The sequence below is a fragment of the Metabacillus sp. SLBN-84 genome (genome assembly GCF_053629595.1).
The window spans coordinates 3,106,436-3,122,384 of record NZ_JBRJIP010000001.1 but is presented as its reverse complement, the minus strand read 5'-3'; the positions used below and the strand labels follow the sequence as shown (position 1 = coordinate 3,122,384).

The window sequence follows — 15,949 nt, the reverse complement described above, 5'->3', positions numbered from 1 at the left end:
AAGATCGGGAGGAGGCCAGCACATGTTCACTTTTTTCAAAAAGAAACCGCCGCAAAGACCGTCTGATGACCAAAAGCAGGACAGCAGCATGGAAGGCCTGCTGAAAAAGTGCAAGCTTTCTTCAGATTTCACCTCGTACCGCTATTCAGAGGAATGTCCTTACTATATTCATTACTATAAGACGCTTGTTGATGGAAAAGTGCTGCATGATCATGTTCTTCCTCATATTATCGAAGGGGAAAAAGGCGCAACACTGTTTGATCTGCAAAAAACGGTTCCAATAGATGATTCGGAAATTATTAACGATGCTGAAAAAGCTCAAGGAAAACTTTTGGCGGGAAACATTGGCATTCAGTGCAAGTCAAACATGAATGAACTGCTTTTGATTCCTGCTATTACACTTGAGAAAAGGGCAGTCAGTCTGCCGGAAGTGGAATACAGTGTCGTGGGTCCGAAAGAGGCTTTTGTAGAATCACTAGATGCGAATTTAAATTTGATACGAAAACGGCTTCCAGTCCCTGAGCTTATTTCTGAGGAAATAAAGGTAGGCAGACTTTCAAAAACGAGAGTGGCTGTTCTTTACATAAAAGATATTGCGGATGATGCAAATGTTCAGACGATTGTCCAGAGAATCAGTGATATCGACTATGACAATGTTCTCGACAGCTCTGTCATAGCCCAGATTATTGCAGATAACCATCACTCCGTCTTTCCGCAGCTGATCGATACTGAAAGGCCTGACCGGGTGGCCGGTGTTCTTACTGAAGGGAAAATTACGATTTTAGTTGACGGATCCCCGCATGCATTGACCGGGCCGACAACGCTAATTGAGTTTTTCTCGGCATTTGAAGATTATTTTCTATCCTATCCGATAGCTTCTGTCTTCAGGCTTGTGCGGCTGTTTGCCGTCTTTTTCTCAGTTATTTCAACAGCCATGTATGTAGGCGTACTGACGTATCACTATGAAATGATTCCGCAGAATCTGCTGAATCCTCTTGTTGCTTCAAGAAGCGGTGTGCCGTTTCCCCCTATATGGGAAGCAATTATTCTGGAACTGACCATTGAACTGCTCAGAGAAGCGGGAGCAAGACTGCCGACAAAAATCGGGCAGACCATCGGTATCGTAGGCGGGATCGTTATTGGTACGGCTGCTGTACAGGCAGGTCTTACGAGCAATGTGCTGCTTATTATCGTTGCCCTTGCAGCCCTTGCATCCTTTACCACACCGGTGTATCAAATGGGCAACGTCATCCGTCTGATCCGTTTTCCTTTCATCTTTTCTGCACAGCTGTTTGGCCTGATGGGGATTGCCTTTTGCTTTGCATACTTTCTTGGCCACCTATTGAAGCTATCTTCACTCGGGCGTCCTTATCTTGCACCTGTTTATCCGCTCAGAATGAAGGATCTGAAAGATTCTCTCTTCCGGCTGCCGATTTATATGCAGAATACAAGGCCGCTGCAGATGAGAACTGCTTCACCTGTTCGGTTTGAAACGAAAAAACATAAGGAAAGAAAGCCAGACATTGAAGAATAAGGAGGTGCTGTGATGTTTCCGCTGCCAAACGAGGATAAAAAAGTCTCGAACTATTTTGTCTTTTATTTAATTCATGCCATGCAAGTGGGGGTTGGGATATTAGGCTTTGAACGGTACATTGCAAAGTCAGCGGGTCACAGCTCCTGGCTGGCTATTATCCTTTCAGGCGTGACCATTCTCGTTCTGATCTGGATTTCCTATCAGATTTTAAACAGGGGAAAAAATGATATAGCCGCCATCCATCATGACCTCTTCGGTAAATGGATCGGCGGGCTGTTCAGCCTCTATTTTGTTGTCTATTATACGATGTTTGTCATTGTGCTCATCCGTACTTATGTCGAAGTCATTCAAGTCTGGGTATTTCCGGACGTCTATCACTGGGTATTTGCCGGAATTATCATTTTAATAGCCTACTCTTACGTGACAGGTGGCTTTCGTATCGTTACAGGCATTGCCTTCCTCGGTGTCATTTACGGAATTCCATTGCTGTTTATAAAATATTTTCCTATTAGGGAAGCTTATTGGGGCAGCCTGCTGCCGGTCATCGATTTATCGTTTAAGGAACTTTTGAGCGCCACGAAAACGATGACACTCAATTACCTTGGATTTGAAGTCCTGTTTATGTTCTATCCTTTTTTAAAAGATCCTCCAAAGTCTCAGAAGTGGGCACATTATGGTGTACTGTTCAGCATTTTTATTTATTTAATCACTGCACTTGTTTCGTTCGCCTATTTTGACCAGGATCAACTTAAAACGACGATTTGGGCTACATTAACCCTTTGGAAAATTGTCGATCTGACTGTTATTGAACGTTTTGAATACGTTGGAATTTCCATTTGGTTCTTTATTGTTCTTCCGAATATCTGCATCGGACTATGGAGCGCGAGCAGAGGGGTTAACCGCATAATGCCTGTAAAACAAAGAACGGCCCTGATTATAATTAGTGCGGCGGTGTTTGTTTCCTGCTATTTTCTAAAAGACAGGGGTCAGATTGACTGGCTGAATAATAAGATGTCCGAGATTGGATTTTATACGATATACGGATACATACCGCTCCTTTTTATCCTGCAGATGATCATTATGAAAGTGAGGAAGCAAATTTGAATGCATTTAAAGCGGCCGTACTTGTTTCTCTCATGCTGATTACGGGGGGCTGCGTGCCTACTTCAAAAGTTCTCGAAGACGTGCAGCTAATTCAGGCGGTCGGATACGATTATATCGGAGAAGATGAATTCCAGGTAACAGACGGCGCAACCTACACACCGCCGGGAGTTCAGTCAGAGCCGGAAAATGTTGTGCTTACCGCCGTTGGGAAAACAAGCAAAAGCATCAGGCAGAAAATCCAGGCACAGTCCACAAGACCGGTTGAAGTCGGTCGGGTGGGCATCATTATTTTCGATCAGGAAATAGCGAAATACGGAATCGGGCCAATTGTCGATAACCTCCAGCGGGATCCGAATATCGGGAGAGATATCAGTCTTTGTGTTTCTGAAGGGAAGGCCTTTGAGATTCTTTCTTCAAATATTAAGCAGGAAGAATCTGTGTCTCGATATGTGACAGATATTGTCTCGCAGAATATGGACCGCACAATCCCAAGCATGAACCTGCATCATTTCCTTTTTCAATACAGGGGAGATGGCTTCGATCCGTTCCTTCCGTTAATTGAAAATAAAAACCAGGCAGTCGAGGTTCTGGGTGTTGCCCTATTAAAGGGGGATAAGCTTGCGGGCAAGCTGGATCTGCAGGAAAGCTACATGATGAAAGTCCTTTATGAAAAAACGAATAAAGGCATAATCGAAGTGGATTCGAAAAAAAAGAACCCGGTCAGCATTCAAAATCTCTCCTCAAAAGCTTCCTTCCGTCCGCGAAAAGAGATGACGGGATACACGATGTCAGTCTCAGTCAAAATGGACGGGCGGGTGATGGAAGCCGGAGGGCTTGATTTAACAAAACAGACAAACATAAAAAAACTTGAAAAGAAAGCAGAAAAAATGCTCGAGGAGGAAATGCTTTCTCTGCTCAAAAAACTTCAGGAGCTTGATGTCGACCCTCTTGGAATAAAAGAACAGTTCCGCCAGGAGGGATACAGGGACTGGAAAAAAATAGGTCAAAAAGTGCGATTCAACGTGCACGCAGATGTACGTCTGATCCAGGCCGGAATCATGGAATGAGCGAATAGAATTGGTTTCCTGATAGAGAATAGAAAGATGAAAAAAGGAGGATAAAACATGACTCAGCAAATCAATGGAGATCCAAACGAAAATATGCAGACAGGCATGGTTCCGCCGCAGCAAAATCACGGCGGGCATGAAATGTTCGATGTATCAGAAATTTTATCGGGAGCGGTCAATGCTTTAAATCTTTATGTCCTTTTAAAACCGCATGTCAAAGACCCTGAACTGCTTGATCTGATGAACAGGCAGGAGCAATTTATGATGACGGAATATAACACGATTGTAGAATGCTTTCAGACAGGAGTAAAACCCTCTGTCTCTACAGAAGTCTACAACATGAAACAGAAAAATGATTTTGTATACGGCCTGAAACAAACTCCGCCAGTGAAGCCAATAGGGATGCCGGGTGAGATAACGGATCAGGTTATTTCGAGCCTGATGCTGAACATGGTGAAATCAAATGCATCCCTTAAAGGAATGGCGACTACGGAGGTAACCAACCCGACAGTCAGGCGTGTGCTGGCAGATACCATTCCAAACTGTATTGAGATGGCCTATGAGATCTCGATTTATCAGAACAAGCATCACTATTATCAGGTGCCGCAACTTCCCGAAGGGGACATGCAGCAGATGGTAAATGCTTTTGCTCCTGTTCAAAAGAAGCAGCATTAAATCATGCAAAATTTGTTTAGGACCTTCAAAAGGCAGGAGGAGCATGCTTGAGGGAACTTATCGGCTTGAATAGAACCATCAAGGGACAGTGGGAGCCTGCTTGAGGGAACTTATCCGCTTGTTTAGAACCATCAAGGGACAGGGGGAGCATGCTTGAGGGTACTTATGGGCTTGATTAGAACCATCAAGGGACAGTGGGAGCCTGCTTGAGGGAACTTATCCGTTTGATTAGAACCACCAAGGGACAGTGGGAGCATGTTTGAAGATACTTATTGGCTTGATTAGAACCAACAAGCAACAGGAGCAGCTAGCTTGAGGGTACTTATCAGCTTGTTTAGAACCATCAAGGGACAGAGGGAGCCAGCTTGAGGGAACTTATCCGCTTGATTAGAACCATCAAGGGACGGAAAAGCCAGCTTGAGGGTACTTATCGGCTTGATTAGAACCATCAAGGGACAGAGGGAGCCAGCTTGAGGGAACTTATCCGCTTGATTAGAACCACTAAGGGACAGTGGGAGCCTGTTTGAAGATACTTATCGGCTTGATTAGAACCATCAAGGGACAGAGGGAGCCAGCTTGAGGGAACTTATCAGCTTGATTAGAACCATCAAGGGACGGAAAAGCCAGCTTGAGGGAACTTATCCGCTTGTTTAGAACCCTCAAGGGACGGAGAAGCCTGCTTGAGGGAACTTATCGGCTTGATTAGAACCATCAAGGGACGGAAAAGCCAGCTTGAGGGAACTTATCCGCTTGATTAGAACCATCAAGGGACAGTGGGAGCCAGCTTGAGGGTACTTATCAGCTTGTTTAGAACCATCAAGGGACAGAGGGAGCCAGCTTGAAGGAACTTATCCGCTTGTTTAGAACCATCAAGGGACAGGGGGAACATGCTTGAGGGAGCTTATCCGCTTATTTAGAACCCTCAAGCAACAGGAACAGCTAGCTTGAGGGAACTTACCTGCTTGATTAGAACCATCAAGAGCGGGAGTAGCCTGCTTGAAGGCACTTGTCCAACAGGAGCTGAATCTACGATTAAAAAAGGGTGAATTTGACCGTACTCAAATTCACCCTTTTTACTATATGATTAAGGCTTCAATACAACCTTCACACATTCATCTTCATGATCATTAAAGATTTTGTAAGCTTCGCTGGCTTTGCTTAAAGGCACCTTATGTGAAACGATTTCGGTCGGGTCAAGCTTCCCTGATGCGATCATATCAAAAAGCATTGGCATGTAATGAATGACCGGTGCCTGTCCCATTTTTAGATTGATGTTGCGTTCAAAGATATTTCCCAGAGGGAACATATTGTATTTTGAACCATATACACCGGTAAGCTGAATGGTTCCGAACTTCCTGACGGCGTTCATGGCGATTTCAAACGGACTTAACGTTCCTCCCTGAAGCTTCAGCTTTTGGCCGATTTCCTCAAGAGCTGATTTTTTGCCGTCCATTCCGACACAGTCGATCACAGCATCAGCGCCTCCGCTTGTCAGTTCTTTTATGTGGGAACCCGTGTCTTTAAAATCATCAAAATTAAGTATTTCAACATTGTTCATTCGTTTTGCTTTCTCAAGCCTGTACGGCAGATTATCTACAGCGATAACCCGTTTGGCGCCTTTCATCCAGGCGAACTTCTGCGCCATGAGTCCGACCGGACCGCATCCGAGCACAACAACCGTATCGTCAGCTTTCACACCGGCATTTTCAATACTCCAGTAGGCTGTTGGAAGGACATCAGACATAAACAGGAGAGCTTCATCCTCAAGTTCAACCGATTCAGGAATGACAAACGGCATAAAGTTTCCGTAAGGAACTCTCAAATACTCAGCCTGACCTCCGGGATGATTTCCATAACGTTCGGTGAATCCAAAGTACCCGCCTGTATCGATTTCAGGATTTCCGTTGGAATTGTCACACTGGCTTTCGAGTTCGTGTTTACAGTAGTAGCATTCTCCGCAGGAAATGTTAAAAGGAATAACGACCCGGTCTCCCTTTTTAACCTTTGTTACTTCAGGTCCGACCTCTTCGACAATCCCCATAGGCTCATGCCCGACGACATAATCTTTCTCAGCGGGCAGTGCGCCCTGATAGATATGCAGATCCGAACCGCAAATGGCAGTTGATGTAATGCGGACAATGATATCATCATTTTTCTGAAGAACCGCATCCGGAACTTCCTTCACTTCCATTTCCTTTGCACCCTGAAACGTTACAGCTTTCATCAATACAGCCTCCTAAATTGTGATAGTGTTGTTATACCCGTCTTTCCTCTAAATAATGGACTTATTGGAAAAATGATACTTTTGTAGGAGAGGCGCTATTTTTCGCGAAAATAGAAATAGCCCGGCGGATACAGAATCCACCGGGCTTGAACATGTGATTATTGGTTTACATCAAATCGATCAGCATCCATTACCTTCACCCATGCAGCAACAAAGTCATTCACAAATTTCTCTTTGTTGTCATCTTGTGCATACACTTCCGCAAGTGCACGGAGGATAGAGTTGGAGCCGAAGACAAGGTCAAAGCGGGAGGCAGTGCGCACCACTTCACCTGTTTTGCGGTCACGGCCTTCATATTGGTTAAATCCGGCCGGTTTCCATTCAATGCCCATGTCTAAAAGATTAACGAAAAAGTCATTTGTTAATTGACCCGCGCGATCTGTGAACACGCCATGCTTTGTGCCGCCATGGTTTGTCCCAAGCACACGCATTCCGCCAAGAAGAACCGTCATTTCCGGTGCAGTCAGTCCAAGAAGCTGTGCTTTATCAACAAGCATTTCTTCAGGGCTGATGGAGTATTCCGCTTTCTGATAGTTGCGGAAGCCATCCGATACCGGCTCAAGCACTTCAAAGCCTTCAACGTCTGTTTGTTCTGCTGTTGCGTCGCCGCGGCCTGGTGTAAATGGTACGACTACATCAAAGCCTGCATCCTTCGCTGCCTTTTCGATTGCCGCACTTCCGCCAAGAACGATCAGGTCAGCAAGGCTGACTTTTTTGTCAAGCTGGCTTTGGAGGCTTTCATACGCATCAAGAGCTCTTGCCAGTTCAGCAGGCTCATTTGCTTCCCAGTCCTTTTGAGGAGCGAGGCGCACACGCGCACCGTTCGCACCGCCGCGCATATCCGAACCGCGGTACGTGCTTGCAGAAGCCCAAGCTGTTTTAACAAGCTCACTCACGGAAAGACCGGAGTTTAAGATTTTTTCTTTTAAATCTAAAATTTCAGCGTCAGACAATGTGTAGTCAGCTGCCGGAATTGGATCCTGCCAAATAAGATCTTCCTGCGGCACTTCCGGACCCCAGTAGCGAACTTTCGGCCCCATGTCACGGTGAAGAAGCTTGAACCATGCACGTGAAAATGCATCTTCAAATTCTTCCGGATTTTCATAAAAACGGCGTGAAATTTTCTCGTAGTCCGGATCTGTGCGCAGTGCCATATCAGCTGTTGTCATCATTGTTTTCACTTTGATGGATTCATCTTCCGCATCAGGTGCCATGTGACTTTCAGGAAGATCCACTGCCTCCCACTGATAAGCGCCGGCCGGACTCTTAGTCAGCTTCCACTCATAGCCTAACAGCTGCTCGAAATAACCGTTGTCCCATTTCGTAGGGTTAGCAGTCCAGGCGCCCTCAACTCCGCTTGAGATTGTATCGCGGCCTTTCCCTTTACCGTGCTTGCTCAGCCAGCCGAAGCCCTGAGTTTCCAGTGTTGCTGCTTCAGGATCATCCCCGACAAGTGACGGATCGCCAGCGCCGTGAGCTTTACCGAATGTATGTCCGCCTGCAATCAAGGCAACCGTTTCTTCATCATTCATACCCATGCGGTAGAATGTATCGCGAATGTCACGGGCACTTCCCATAGGATCCGGTTTTCCGTTCGGGCCTTCAGGGTTTACATAGATAAGTCCCATCTGAACGGCTGCAAGAGGATTTTCAAGCTCCCGGTCACCTGAATAGCGGTTGTCAGCCAGCCATTCCTTTTCATTTCCCCAGTATACGTCTTCTTCCGGATGCCAGATGTCCTCACGGCCGGCACCAAATCCAAAGGTTTTAAGTCCCATTGACTCAAGCGCAACATTTCCGGTTAGTACAAGCAAATCTGCCCAGGAAATTTTGTTCCCGTACTTCTGTTTGATCGGCCACAGAAGGCGGCGGGCTTTATCCAGATTCACGTTATCAGGCCAACTGTTCAGAGGAGCGAAACGCTGCGAACCAAAAGCACCGCCTCCGCGGCCGTCAGCTGTCCGGTACGTACCGGCTGCGTGCCAAGACATCCGGATGAAGAAGGGACCGTAGTGACCATAATCAGCAGGCCACCAGTCCTGGCTGTCTGTCATCAGATTATGAAGATCTTGCTTTAAAGCGTCATAGTCGAGTTTTGAGAACTCTTCTTTATAATTAAAATCCTCTCCGAACGGATTAGATTTTTTATCATGCTGGCGAAGGATGCCAAGGTTAAGCATGTTCGGCCACCAGTCTTTATTTGTTGTACCTCCAGGCTTTCTGGAAGTTGTGATTGCACTGTCTGCGTGACCTCCCTGAGCACCAGTGAATGGGCACTGGCCTGCAGCTGTATGGCTTTTTTGATCTTGGCTGTTATTTGTTTCCATGTTTTTCCCTCCCGATAAAAGTCTTTTAAATACTTGCTTTTAATGATTGTGACTATTCTGATGAATATAATCATTATCAGTTTATAATTATACTAAATAAAAAAAGAATTACAAAGCAATATGACTCTCCGGAAAGAACTATTTTTAATACAGGGTGTGTTTTTTAAATTTTAAGAATTAATTGACAATTATCTTTCCTGCTATGTTAATATAAAAATGGTAATATTACAAATTTATGACAATTAGAGGGGGAGAGAAAGGCATGAAAAAATATTTGCTCGTTGTTATGATGCTTGCTATTGCCATGATTGCAGCCGCCTGCGGAGGCAGTGAGGGAACAAGCGGTTCAGGGGGTTCAGGAGATTCAAAACCTAAAACACTCCGCATTCTGACCGGGGGAACAGGCGGTACATATTATCCTCTCGGCGGTTCTTTCGGTGATATTATCTCTGACAGCACAGACTATAAAGCTACGGTTCAATCTTCAGGGGCTTCTGTAGAAAACATGCAGACATTAAAAAGCGGAGACGCTGAAATTGCTTTCTCTCAAACGGACATTGCCACTTATGCTCTAACAGGAGAAAGCATGTTCAAAGACAACAAAATTGACAGCGTCCTCGGCATTGGAACACTTTATAATGAGACAGTTCAGCTGATTACAACAGATAAAAGCGGAATTAAATCTGTTGAAGATTTAAAAGGGAAAAAAGTTTCAGTAGGAGCAATCGGATCTGGAGCTTATCTTAACGCCGTTCAAATTCTTGAAGTATACGGCTTGACGGTAGAGGATGTTCAGGCGCAGAATCTGTCATTTGATGAGTCTACTGAAGGCATTCAGGGCGGCAGCATCGATGCAGCATTCGTTACAGCCGGAACTCCGACTGCTGCAGTTGAAACACTTTCAGCCCAAAACAAGGTAATTGTTGTTCCGCTCGAGGATGACAAAATAAAAGCGCTGATTGAAAAATATCCTTTCTATTCAGAGGATGTTGTACCAAGCGGCACGTACAAAATTGGTGAAGACGTGAACACAGTAGCTGTCAAGGCGATGCTTGTCGTACAGGATGAGCTTGATGAGGAGCTCGTTTACGAGATCACAAAATCCATTTTTGAAAACACAGATAAAATTGCCCATGCTAAAGGCAAATTAATCAAAGCAGAAACAGCTCTTGACGGGATTGGCGATCTGAAACTGCATCCTGGCGCCGAGAAATACTTTAAAGAAAAAGGCGTACTGAAATAATGGTTTGAGAGATAGGCCGCAGAGGAACTGCGGTCTATCGCTTGATTTTGGAGGAAACAGGGATGAAGAAAAAGCGATTATACGCTCTCATGCTTTTCATCTTAGTCATTCTCATCTTTATTATCCCGTTTAAGAAAACCGCAGCTTTTCATTTTGAAGACACAAACAGGCTGTTGGCGTACATTTCTGTTCAAGAAAGCGATACTTTTCAAATAAAGTATACCCATTCCATTCATCTGACAGATGTGATTGAAACATATGAGCTTTCGAACAAACAGATCAAACAAATGGAGCTTTCATATGAGACGTTTGCAGTAGGCATGCCCTCTGGACCTGAGGGGGAAGAGATTTTTGAAAGAAAGGATGGCCGTTATATCATTTCAAATATGAATCGGACATTTCCTTTTTTTGACCTCAGCACAGGACAGGTGGTTGCCAATCACAGAGTGGTTTACAAAGGAAAAGAATATGAATTGAAAAAATACATAAAACCCGGTACATGGGTCAGAGTCAGTTATGAAACCATGAATCTTTTTCAGCTTTTGAGAGGAGTGAAAATCAATGAAGGATGAAGAAGTGAAATTTTTATCACTTGAAGAACAGCAGGAAATTCTCGAAAAATACGATCCAGAAGCTGCAACGAGAAAGCTCACGGGAATTATGGGATGGATTGCTTTCCTGGGTTTGCTGTCATTTTCCCTTTTCCAATTATACACAGCTATTTTTTCCGTTTTTACTGCTCAAATTCAGCGTTCCGTCCATTTAGGATTTGCACTGGCGCTTATTTTTCTATTATTCCCTTTAAATAAGAAAAAGAAAGAATCAGGCAAATGGCAAGTTGGCTGGTATGATATTGTGCTTGCTCTTCTCAGTATTGTCGTCGGTGCCTATTGGCCGCTCTTTATGGAAGACATCGCCATGCGTGTTGGAATCTTAACGACAACTGACTTTGCAATAGGGATTATTGCGATTTTGCTCGTTCTCGAAGCCACAAGAAGAGCAGTCGGGCTTCCTATTACAATTATTGCTGTTCTTTTTATGGCTTATGGGGTTTTTGGACAATACATGCCGGGATTTCTTCAGCATGGAGGGTTAAGTCTTGAACGATTGGTTCAGACCATGTTTTTCACAACAGAAGGGATTTTAGGAACGCCGCTTGGGGTATCGGCAACTTTTATTTTCTTGTTTCTGTTATTCGGCTCGTTCTTGATCCAGACTGGTGTAGGTCAATATTTTAATGATCTGTCAGCTGTAATCGCCGGGAAAAGAGTCGGCGGACCGGCTAAAGTTGCCATTTTTTCAAGCGCCCTTCAAGGCACAATCAGCGGAAGCTCCGTTGCAAACGTAGTAACATCAGGCGCATTTACCATTCCAATGATGAAAAAACTGGGATATAAAAAGGAATTTGCAGGAGCTGTTGAAGCCGCATCTTCAACTGGCGGACAATTAATGCCGCCAATCATGGGAGCTGCTGCTTTCTTGATGGTCGAATTTATTGGAAATGGCATCACGTACTGGGACATTGCAAAGGCTGCAGCCATTCCAGCAATCCTTTATTTTACTGGAATCTGGATCATGACCCATTTTGAAGCGAAGCGTTTAGGTTTACGGGGATTAACAGAAGATGAGATGCCTAATCGTAAAGAAGTGGCGAAGAAGATCTACCTCCTGCTTCCGATTCTGGCGATTATCGTCTTGTTAATGACAGGTATTCCAGTTATGCATGCAGCACTTTATTCCATTTTAATTGCTATAGTAGCAGGGTTCATTAACAAAGAGACAAGAATGGGCCCTAAAGCTATCATTTTAGCATTGGTAGATGGGGCAAGAACGGCTTTGTCTGTAGCGGCGGCAACCGCTGCTGCCGGTATTATCGTAGGGATTGTAACAAAAACAGGACTAGGTTTAACATTGGCAAATGGCTTAATTGATCTGGCACAAGGCTACATTATTCCAACACTTATTTTCACGATGATCGCATCCTTGATTTTGGGAATGGGATCCCCAACAACGGCAAACTATGTCATCACATCAACAATAGCGGCACCTGTTATCATTTTTATGGGCTATCCTGATTTAGCTGCCCATCTATTTGTTTTCTATTTTGGAATCATTGCGGATATTACACCGCCGGTAGCGCTTGCAGCATTTGCTGCTGCTGGTGTATCAGGAGGAGAACCTATTCGTACAGGAATACAATCATCCAAGCTTGCCATTGCCGCATTTATCATCCCATATATCTTTGTTCTTTCACCAGAAATGCTTCTAATTGATACGACAATTCCAGAAGTCATTTGGGTTGTGTTTACAGCAGTGACGGGAATGATCGCAATTGGTGCCGGAATTATTGGCTATTGGATGAGACCTATGAACTGGATCGAACGAGTACTGGCTATCATTGCAGGTTTGCTATTAATCTACCCAGAGGGAATTTCAGATGTAGTCGGTCTAATCATGTTTGCAGGATTGTTTGCTGTGCAGTTTTTTTATAAAAAAGACAGCGGTCAGACAGTGGCTCGGGAGGCGTAAAGAAATAACCTAACAGGGGCGGTTTTATTGCTCTAATTATAAGAAAACAATGGCGCAGGTAAACGATGTCTATTACAAAAAATTTAAAGGGCGGCGATTGCTGCCCTTTTTTAATTTGAAGCTAAGTATTGTAAACGTGATGTAAGAACACTCTGCAGAAGTGAAAGTGGAAGTTAAGTGCTGTAAACGTGATGTAAGAATACTTTTCGGTAGTGTGAGAGGAGTAATCTTGAAAAAGACATACCGAGAACTGAAATAAAAGAATCCTATACACACATCGCCTTTACAATAGAAGAGTCCGAATTCGACAGCCTCCATCAAAAACTATTACAGCAACACGTTACAGTCTTACCTGGTAGATCACGAGATGAAAGAGACAAGAAATCCATTTACTTCACAGATCCGGACGGACACAAGTTTGAGTTTCATACAGGAACTCTTCAGGACAGGATTCAGTATTATAAGGAAGAGAAAAAATATATGACTTTTTTTGATAATTAAAGTATTGACTTTGCAAACGCCGCCTCATATAATAGAACTTGTCAGCAGCACTTACATACTGCGACTTGTTAGCTCAGTGGGAGAGCACTTCCTTGACAGGGAAGGGGTCGGGGGTTCAAGTCCCTCACAGGTCATTACATTTGAGAGAGTTTCCCGGAATGGGGAGCTCTTTTTTATTTGGGAAAATGCCGAGTGGTTGGACGGCCGAAAATTGAAACCCGAAAAAGCACCCGACGCAAATAGTCGACGGGTGCTTTTTTATGTGCGGCTGTTTTTATACCTTGAAGAGGAGACCCGGGTAAACATAAGCTCCTACTTTCGAACTGGAAATTCAATTTTTGGAATTTTTTTCTGGTAAGGGGTGTAAACGTCATAAAAAAGGGTAAAAGATTGATGGTACATTTTTACCAATTTTAATCCATTTGCTATTAATTTTCCATTTCGTCTTTTTTGCCATTTTTATTCATGTATACTGTAAAAGTCTTTATAAAGATCCATATTTTATTAATTATGGTAAAAAGAATAGGAGAGTGAAAAAATGAAGCGTACGAAGAAGATATGTCTGATGCTGCTGTCAGCTTTATTCGTCTTGTTTGCGCTTGCAGCATGCGGAGGCAGGGAACAGGCTTCTGGAAAAGAAGAGAAAAAAGAGAATACTAAAAAAGAAGAAGAAGTTTCTGAGAAAGAAAATGAGGATGAGGTTGAGATAGCCGGCAGCATTGAAGATATTGTTAAAGAAGAACCTGGAAAATATTCAGGGAATGCTTACAATAAGGCGGTTATACATAAAGCTTTAGATGAAAAGTCGTTTGGAGATAAAGACAGCTTTCAGATTTATGGCGAGCTGCTTGCTCTTGTTAACGAAGGAGAAAACTATAAGCCTTTTTATGACTTTTATGAAGAATTCAACCCGAGCATTGAGACATCTTTAAGCAATATGCCTGGAGGAATGTCGCTTGAAAACGGCGAGATCGGACTTAATACAAATATCTCAATCCTTCTTGATGCAAGCGGCAGTATGGCCCAGAAGATTGGCAGTCAAACGAAAATGGATCTGGCAAAGAAAGCCGTTAATGATTTTGTTGCGTCTATGCCTGAGGGGGCGAATGTGTCTCTCAGAGTGTACGGGCAGGAAGGCAGCAACAGCGACAGCGATAAACAGCTTTCCTGCGGCAGCACAGAAGTGGTTTACGATTTGAAGCCGTATAATGAAGCAGAGTTTAAAGCATCGCTCGGAAAGTTCAAGCCGACCGGATGGACGCCGATCGCAAAGGCCATCTCGGAATCAAAAGCAGATTTTGAAAAATCGGATAAACAGGGACAGAACATTATTTATGTCGTGAGTGACGGGATTGAAACGTGTGACGGAGATCCGGCAAAAGCTGCAAAAGAGCTGCACGATTCAAATATTGAAGCGGTTGTCAATATCATTGGTTTTGATGTAGACAGCAGCGGCCAAAAACAGCTCATGTCTGTAGCTCAGGCCGGCGGCGGTCAATATGAAACCGTTGATACGGCTGAAGACTTCCAGGAATTATGGGAAGATGAGCGCCTGCGCCTCTGGAACGAATGGTGGGACTGGGGCAATAAAAACTGGAGTGAAGTCTGGGAAGAGCAAAGCAAGAAGCAAAATGATCTTTATGAAAGAAAAAGAGAGCTAACGAACATGATTTATGAGGAGAAAAAGAGACTGAATGATGCAGCCTTATATCTCCAGGAAAAAGAACAAATTGAGTATGATATCCGTCAGGAAGTTACAAGCCTGGTCGATCAGCGACATGAAATTCTGAAAGATTATGCGGAGGATACTCATGAAGAGCTGCTTGGTACAGTTAAAAGAGAGGGCGAAGACCTGAAGGACTCCATTCAGGAGAAAAAAGAAGAAATGACAGAAAAATATGAGAAAAAATAGGTTCTTCTGTTCTAAGGGATGATTCAGAACGTATAGAGTTCAGGCAAGGAGGTATGATTTTCGTATATCTCCTTGCCTTTTTCTATCTTTCAATATAAAAACTTATGGAAATGCAGCAGGAAGGAAAACATTCTGAAATTTTTCACCCTTCAAGAGGTCACTGGAGACATGCTTACATTCCAAATGAAGAGTCTAACAATCCAAATCAAGGATCTAACAGTCTAAACAGGTGCTTTCACAATCCAAACCCAAAATCGTTTGCAAATGTTTTACAAATATTTATCGCGTTTATCCTAGTAACTCCTGTTCACTGAAACTATAATAAATGTATGCTTCCTACTAACCAATTGCGAGGGGATATTCGTGGAAAACAGGGAACTTCTGCTGGCCATTACAGAATTAAAATCCAGTATGGATAAACGGTTTGATGCACTTGAAAAACAAGTGGATTCAAGGCTTGATAAGGCAGAGGAACAGCTGTATAAGCTTTCCAGGGCCATTCATTCAGGAGGAGATGACCACGAAGAGGATATTCAGAAACTTGGTGATGAAGTAAGAGATTTGAGATTATCAGCAAAGTATGTGCTGTCTAAGATCAGTGAACATGACGTTGAATTATACAAAGCAATGAATATGCTGAAAAACACCTCTGATGAATAGTCAGAGGTGTTTTTTTGGAGGGACTGCAGATTTTCGGGCTTTAAGTTTAGGTTCCATCAGCTGGGTGTGGCTGATGGAATCCGGCTGTTCAGCTCCGTTGTTGCTCACAGGAC

Annotated in this window: 11 protein-coding genes, 1 tRNA gene and 1 pseudogene; 11 read left to right on the top strand and 2 right to left on the bottom strand. The window is 43.7% G+C overall.

The window, feature by feature from the left end; genetic code table 11:
* Nucleotides 1-22 precede the first annotated feature (22 nt).
* Genes RKD52_RS15915 through RKD52_RS15900 form a run of 4 tightly spaced genes read left to right on the top strand, consistent with a single transcriptional unit; the run spans nucleotide 23 to nucleotide 4,380 of the window.
* The gene (locus RKD52_RS15915; protein WP_454100467.1) at nucleotides 23-1,534 is read left to right on the top strand and encodes a spore germination protein; all 1,512 of its coding nucleotides are present in this window, start codon (nucleotides 23-25) and stop codon (nucleotides 1,532-1,534) included.
* Nucleotides 1,535-1,546: 12 nt separating this feature from the next.
* Nucleotides 1,547-2,638, top strand: a complete 1,092-nt coding sequence (locus RKD52_RS15910) for a GerAB/ArcD/ProY family transporter (protein WP_454100466.1) — start codon at nucleotides 1,547-1,549, stop codon at nucleotides 2,636-2,638.
* On the top strand, nucleotides 2,635-3,705 hold the full coding sequence (locus RKD52_RS15905; RefSeq protein ID WP_454100465.1) for a Ger(x)C family spore germination protein: 1,071 nt from the start codon (nucleotides 2,635-2,637) through the stop codon (nucleotides 3,703-3,705). Before RKD52_RS15910 ends, RKD52_RS15905 begins: the two co-directional genes overlap by 4 nt.
* Nucleotides 3,706-3,762: 57 nt before the next feature.
* The gene (locus tag RKD52_RS15900) at nucleotides 3,763-4,380 is read left to right on the top strand and encodes a spore coat protein (protein ID WP_454100464.1); all 618 of its coding nucleotides are present in this window, start codon (nucleotides 3,763-3,765) and stop codon (nucleotides 4,378-4,380) included.
* A 1,084-nt stretch (nucleotides 4,381-5,464) separates the two neighbouring features.
* Here the strand turns inward: RKD52_RS15900 and RKD52_RS15895 are convergent.
* Both RKD52_RS15895 and katG read right to left on the bottom strand, forming a co-directional pair.
* Nucleotides 5,465-6,604, bottom strand: a complete 1,140-nt coding sequence (locus RKD52_RS15895) for a zinc-dependent alcohol dehydrogenase (RefSeq protein WP_454100463.1) — start codon at nucleotides 6,602-6,604, stop codon at nucleotides 5,465-5,467.
* A 158-nt stretch (nucleotides 6,605-6,762) separates the two neighbouring features.
* The gene (katG, locus tag RKD52_RS15890) at nucleotides 6,763-8,991 is read right to left on the bottom strand and encodes a catalase/peroxidase HPI (RefSeq protein ID WP_454100462.1); all 2,229 of its coding nucleotides are present in this window, start codon (nucleotides 8,989-8,991) and stop codon (nucleotides 6,763-6,765) included.
* Nucleotides 8,992-9,253: 262 nt separating this feature from the next.
* On the opposite strand from katG, the gene RKD52_RS15885 reads away from it, so the two are divergent.
* The 7 genes and pseudogenes from RKD52_RS15885 (at nucleotide 9,254) to RKD52_RS15855 (ending at nucleotide 15,836) form a co-directional block, all read left to right on the top strand.
* A complete protein-coding gene (locus tag RKD52_RS15885; RefSeq protein ID WP_454100461.1) occupies nucleotides 9,254-10,234 on the top strand; it encodes a TAXI family TRAP transporter solute-binding subunit in 981 nt (326 codons plus the stop codon).
* 62 nt (nucleotides 10,235-10,296) lie between these two features.
* Entirely contained in the window at nucleotides 10,297-10,806 is a 510-nt protein-coding gene (locus tag RKD52_RS15880; RefSeq protein WP_454100460.1) for a DUF1850 domain-containing protein, read from the top strand.
* Nucleotides 10,796-12,763 carry a TRAP transporter permease gene (locus tag RKD52_RS15875; protein WP_454100459.1) on the top strand — a complete coding sequence of 656 codons (1,968 nt, stop codon included), beginning with the start codon at nucleotides 10,796-10,798 and terminating at the stop codon, nucleotides 12,761-12,763. Before RKD52_RS15880 ends, RKD52_RS15875 begins: the two co-directional genes overlap by 11 nt.
* A 225-nt stretch (nucleotides 12,764-12,988) precedes the next feature.
* A pseudogene (locus tag RKD52_RS15870) lies at nucleotides 12,989-13,264 on the top strand (VOC family protein); the annotation flags it as partial.
* Nucleotides 13,265-13,326: 62 nt separating this feature from the next.
* Nucleotides 13,327-13,398 (top strand) — tRNA-Val (locus RKD52_RS15865).
* A 404-nt stretch (nucleotides 13,399-13,802) separates the two neighbouring features.
* Nucleotides 13,803-15,176, top strand: a complete 1,374-nt coding sequence (locus RKD52_RS15860) for a VWA domain-containing protein (protein WP_454100458.1) — start codon at nucleotides 13,803-13,805, stop codon at nucleotides 15,174-15,176.
* 363 nt (nucleotides 15,177-15,539) lie between these two features.
* Nucleotides 15,540-15,836 (top strand): hypothetical protein, encoded by a 297-nt coding sequence (locus RKD52_RS15855; RefSeq protein WP_369732404.1) that lies wholly within the window; start codon nucleotides 15,540-15,542, stop codon nucleotides 15,834-15,836.
* Nucleotides 15,837-15,949: the final 113 nt, after the last annotated feature.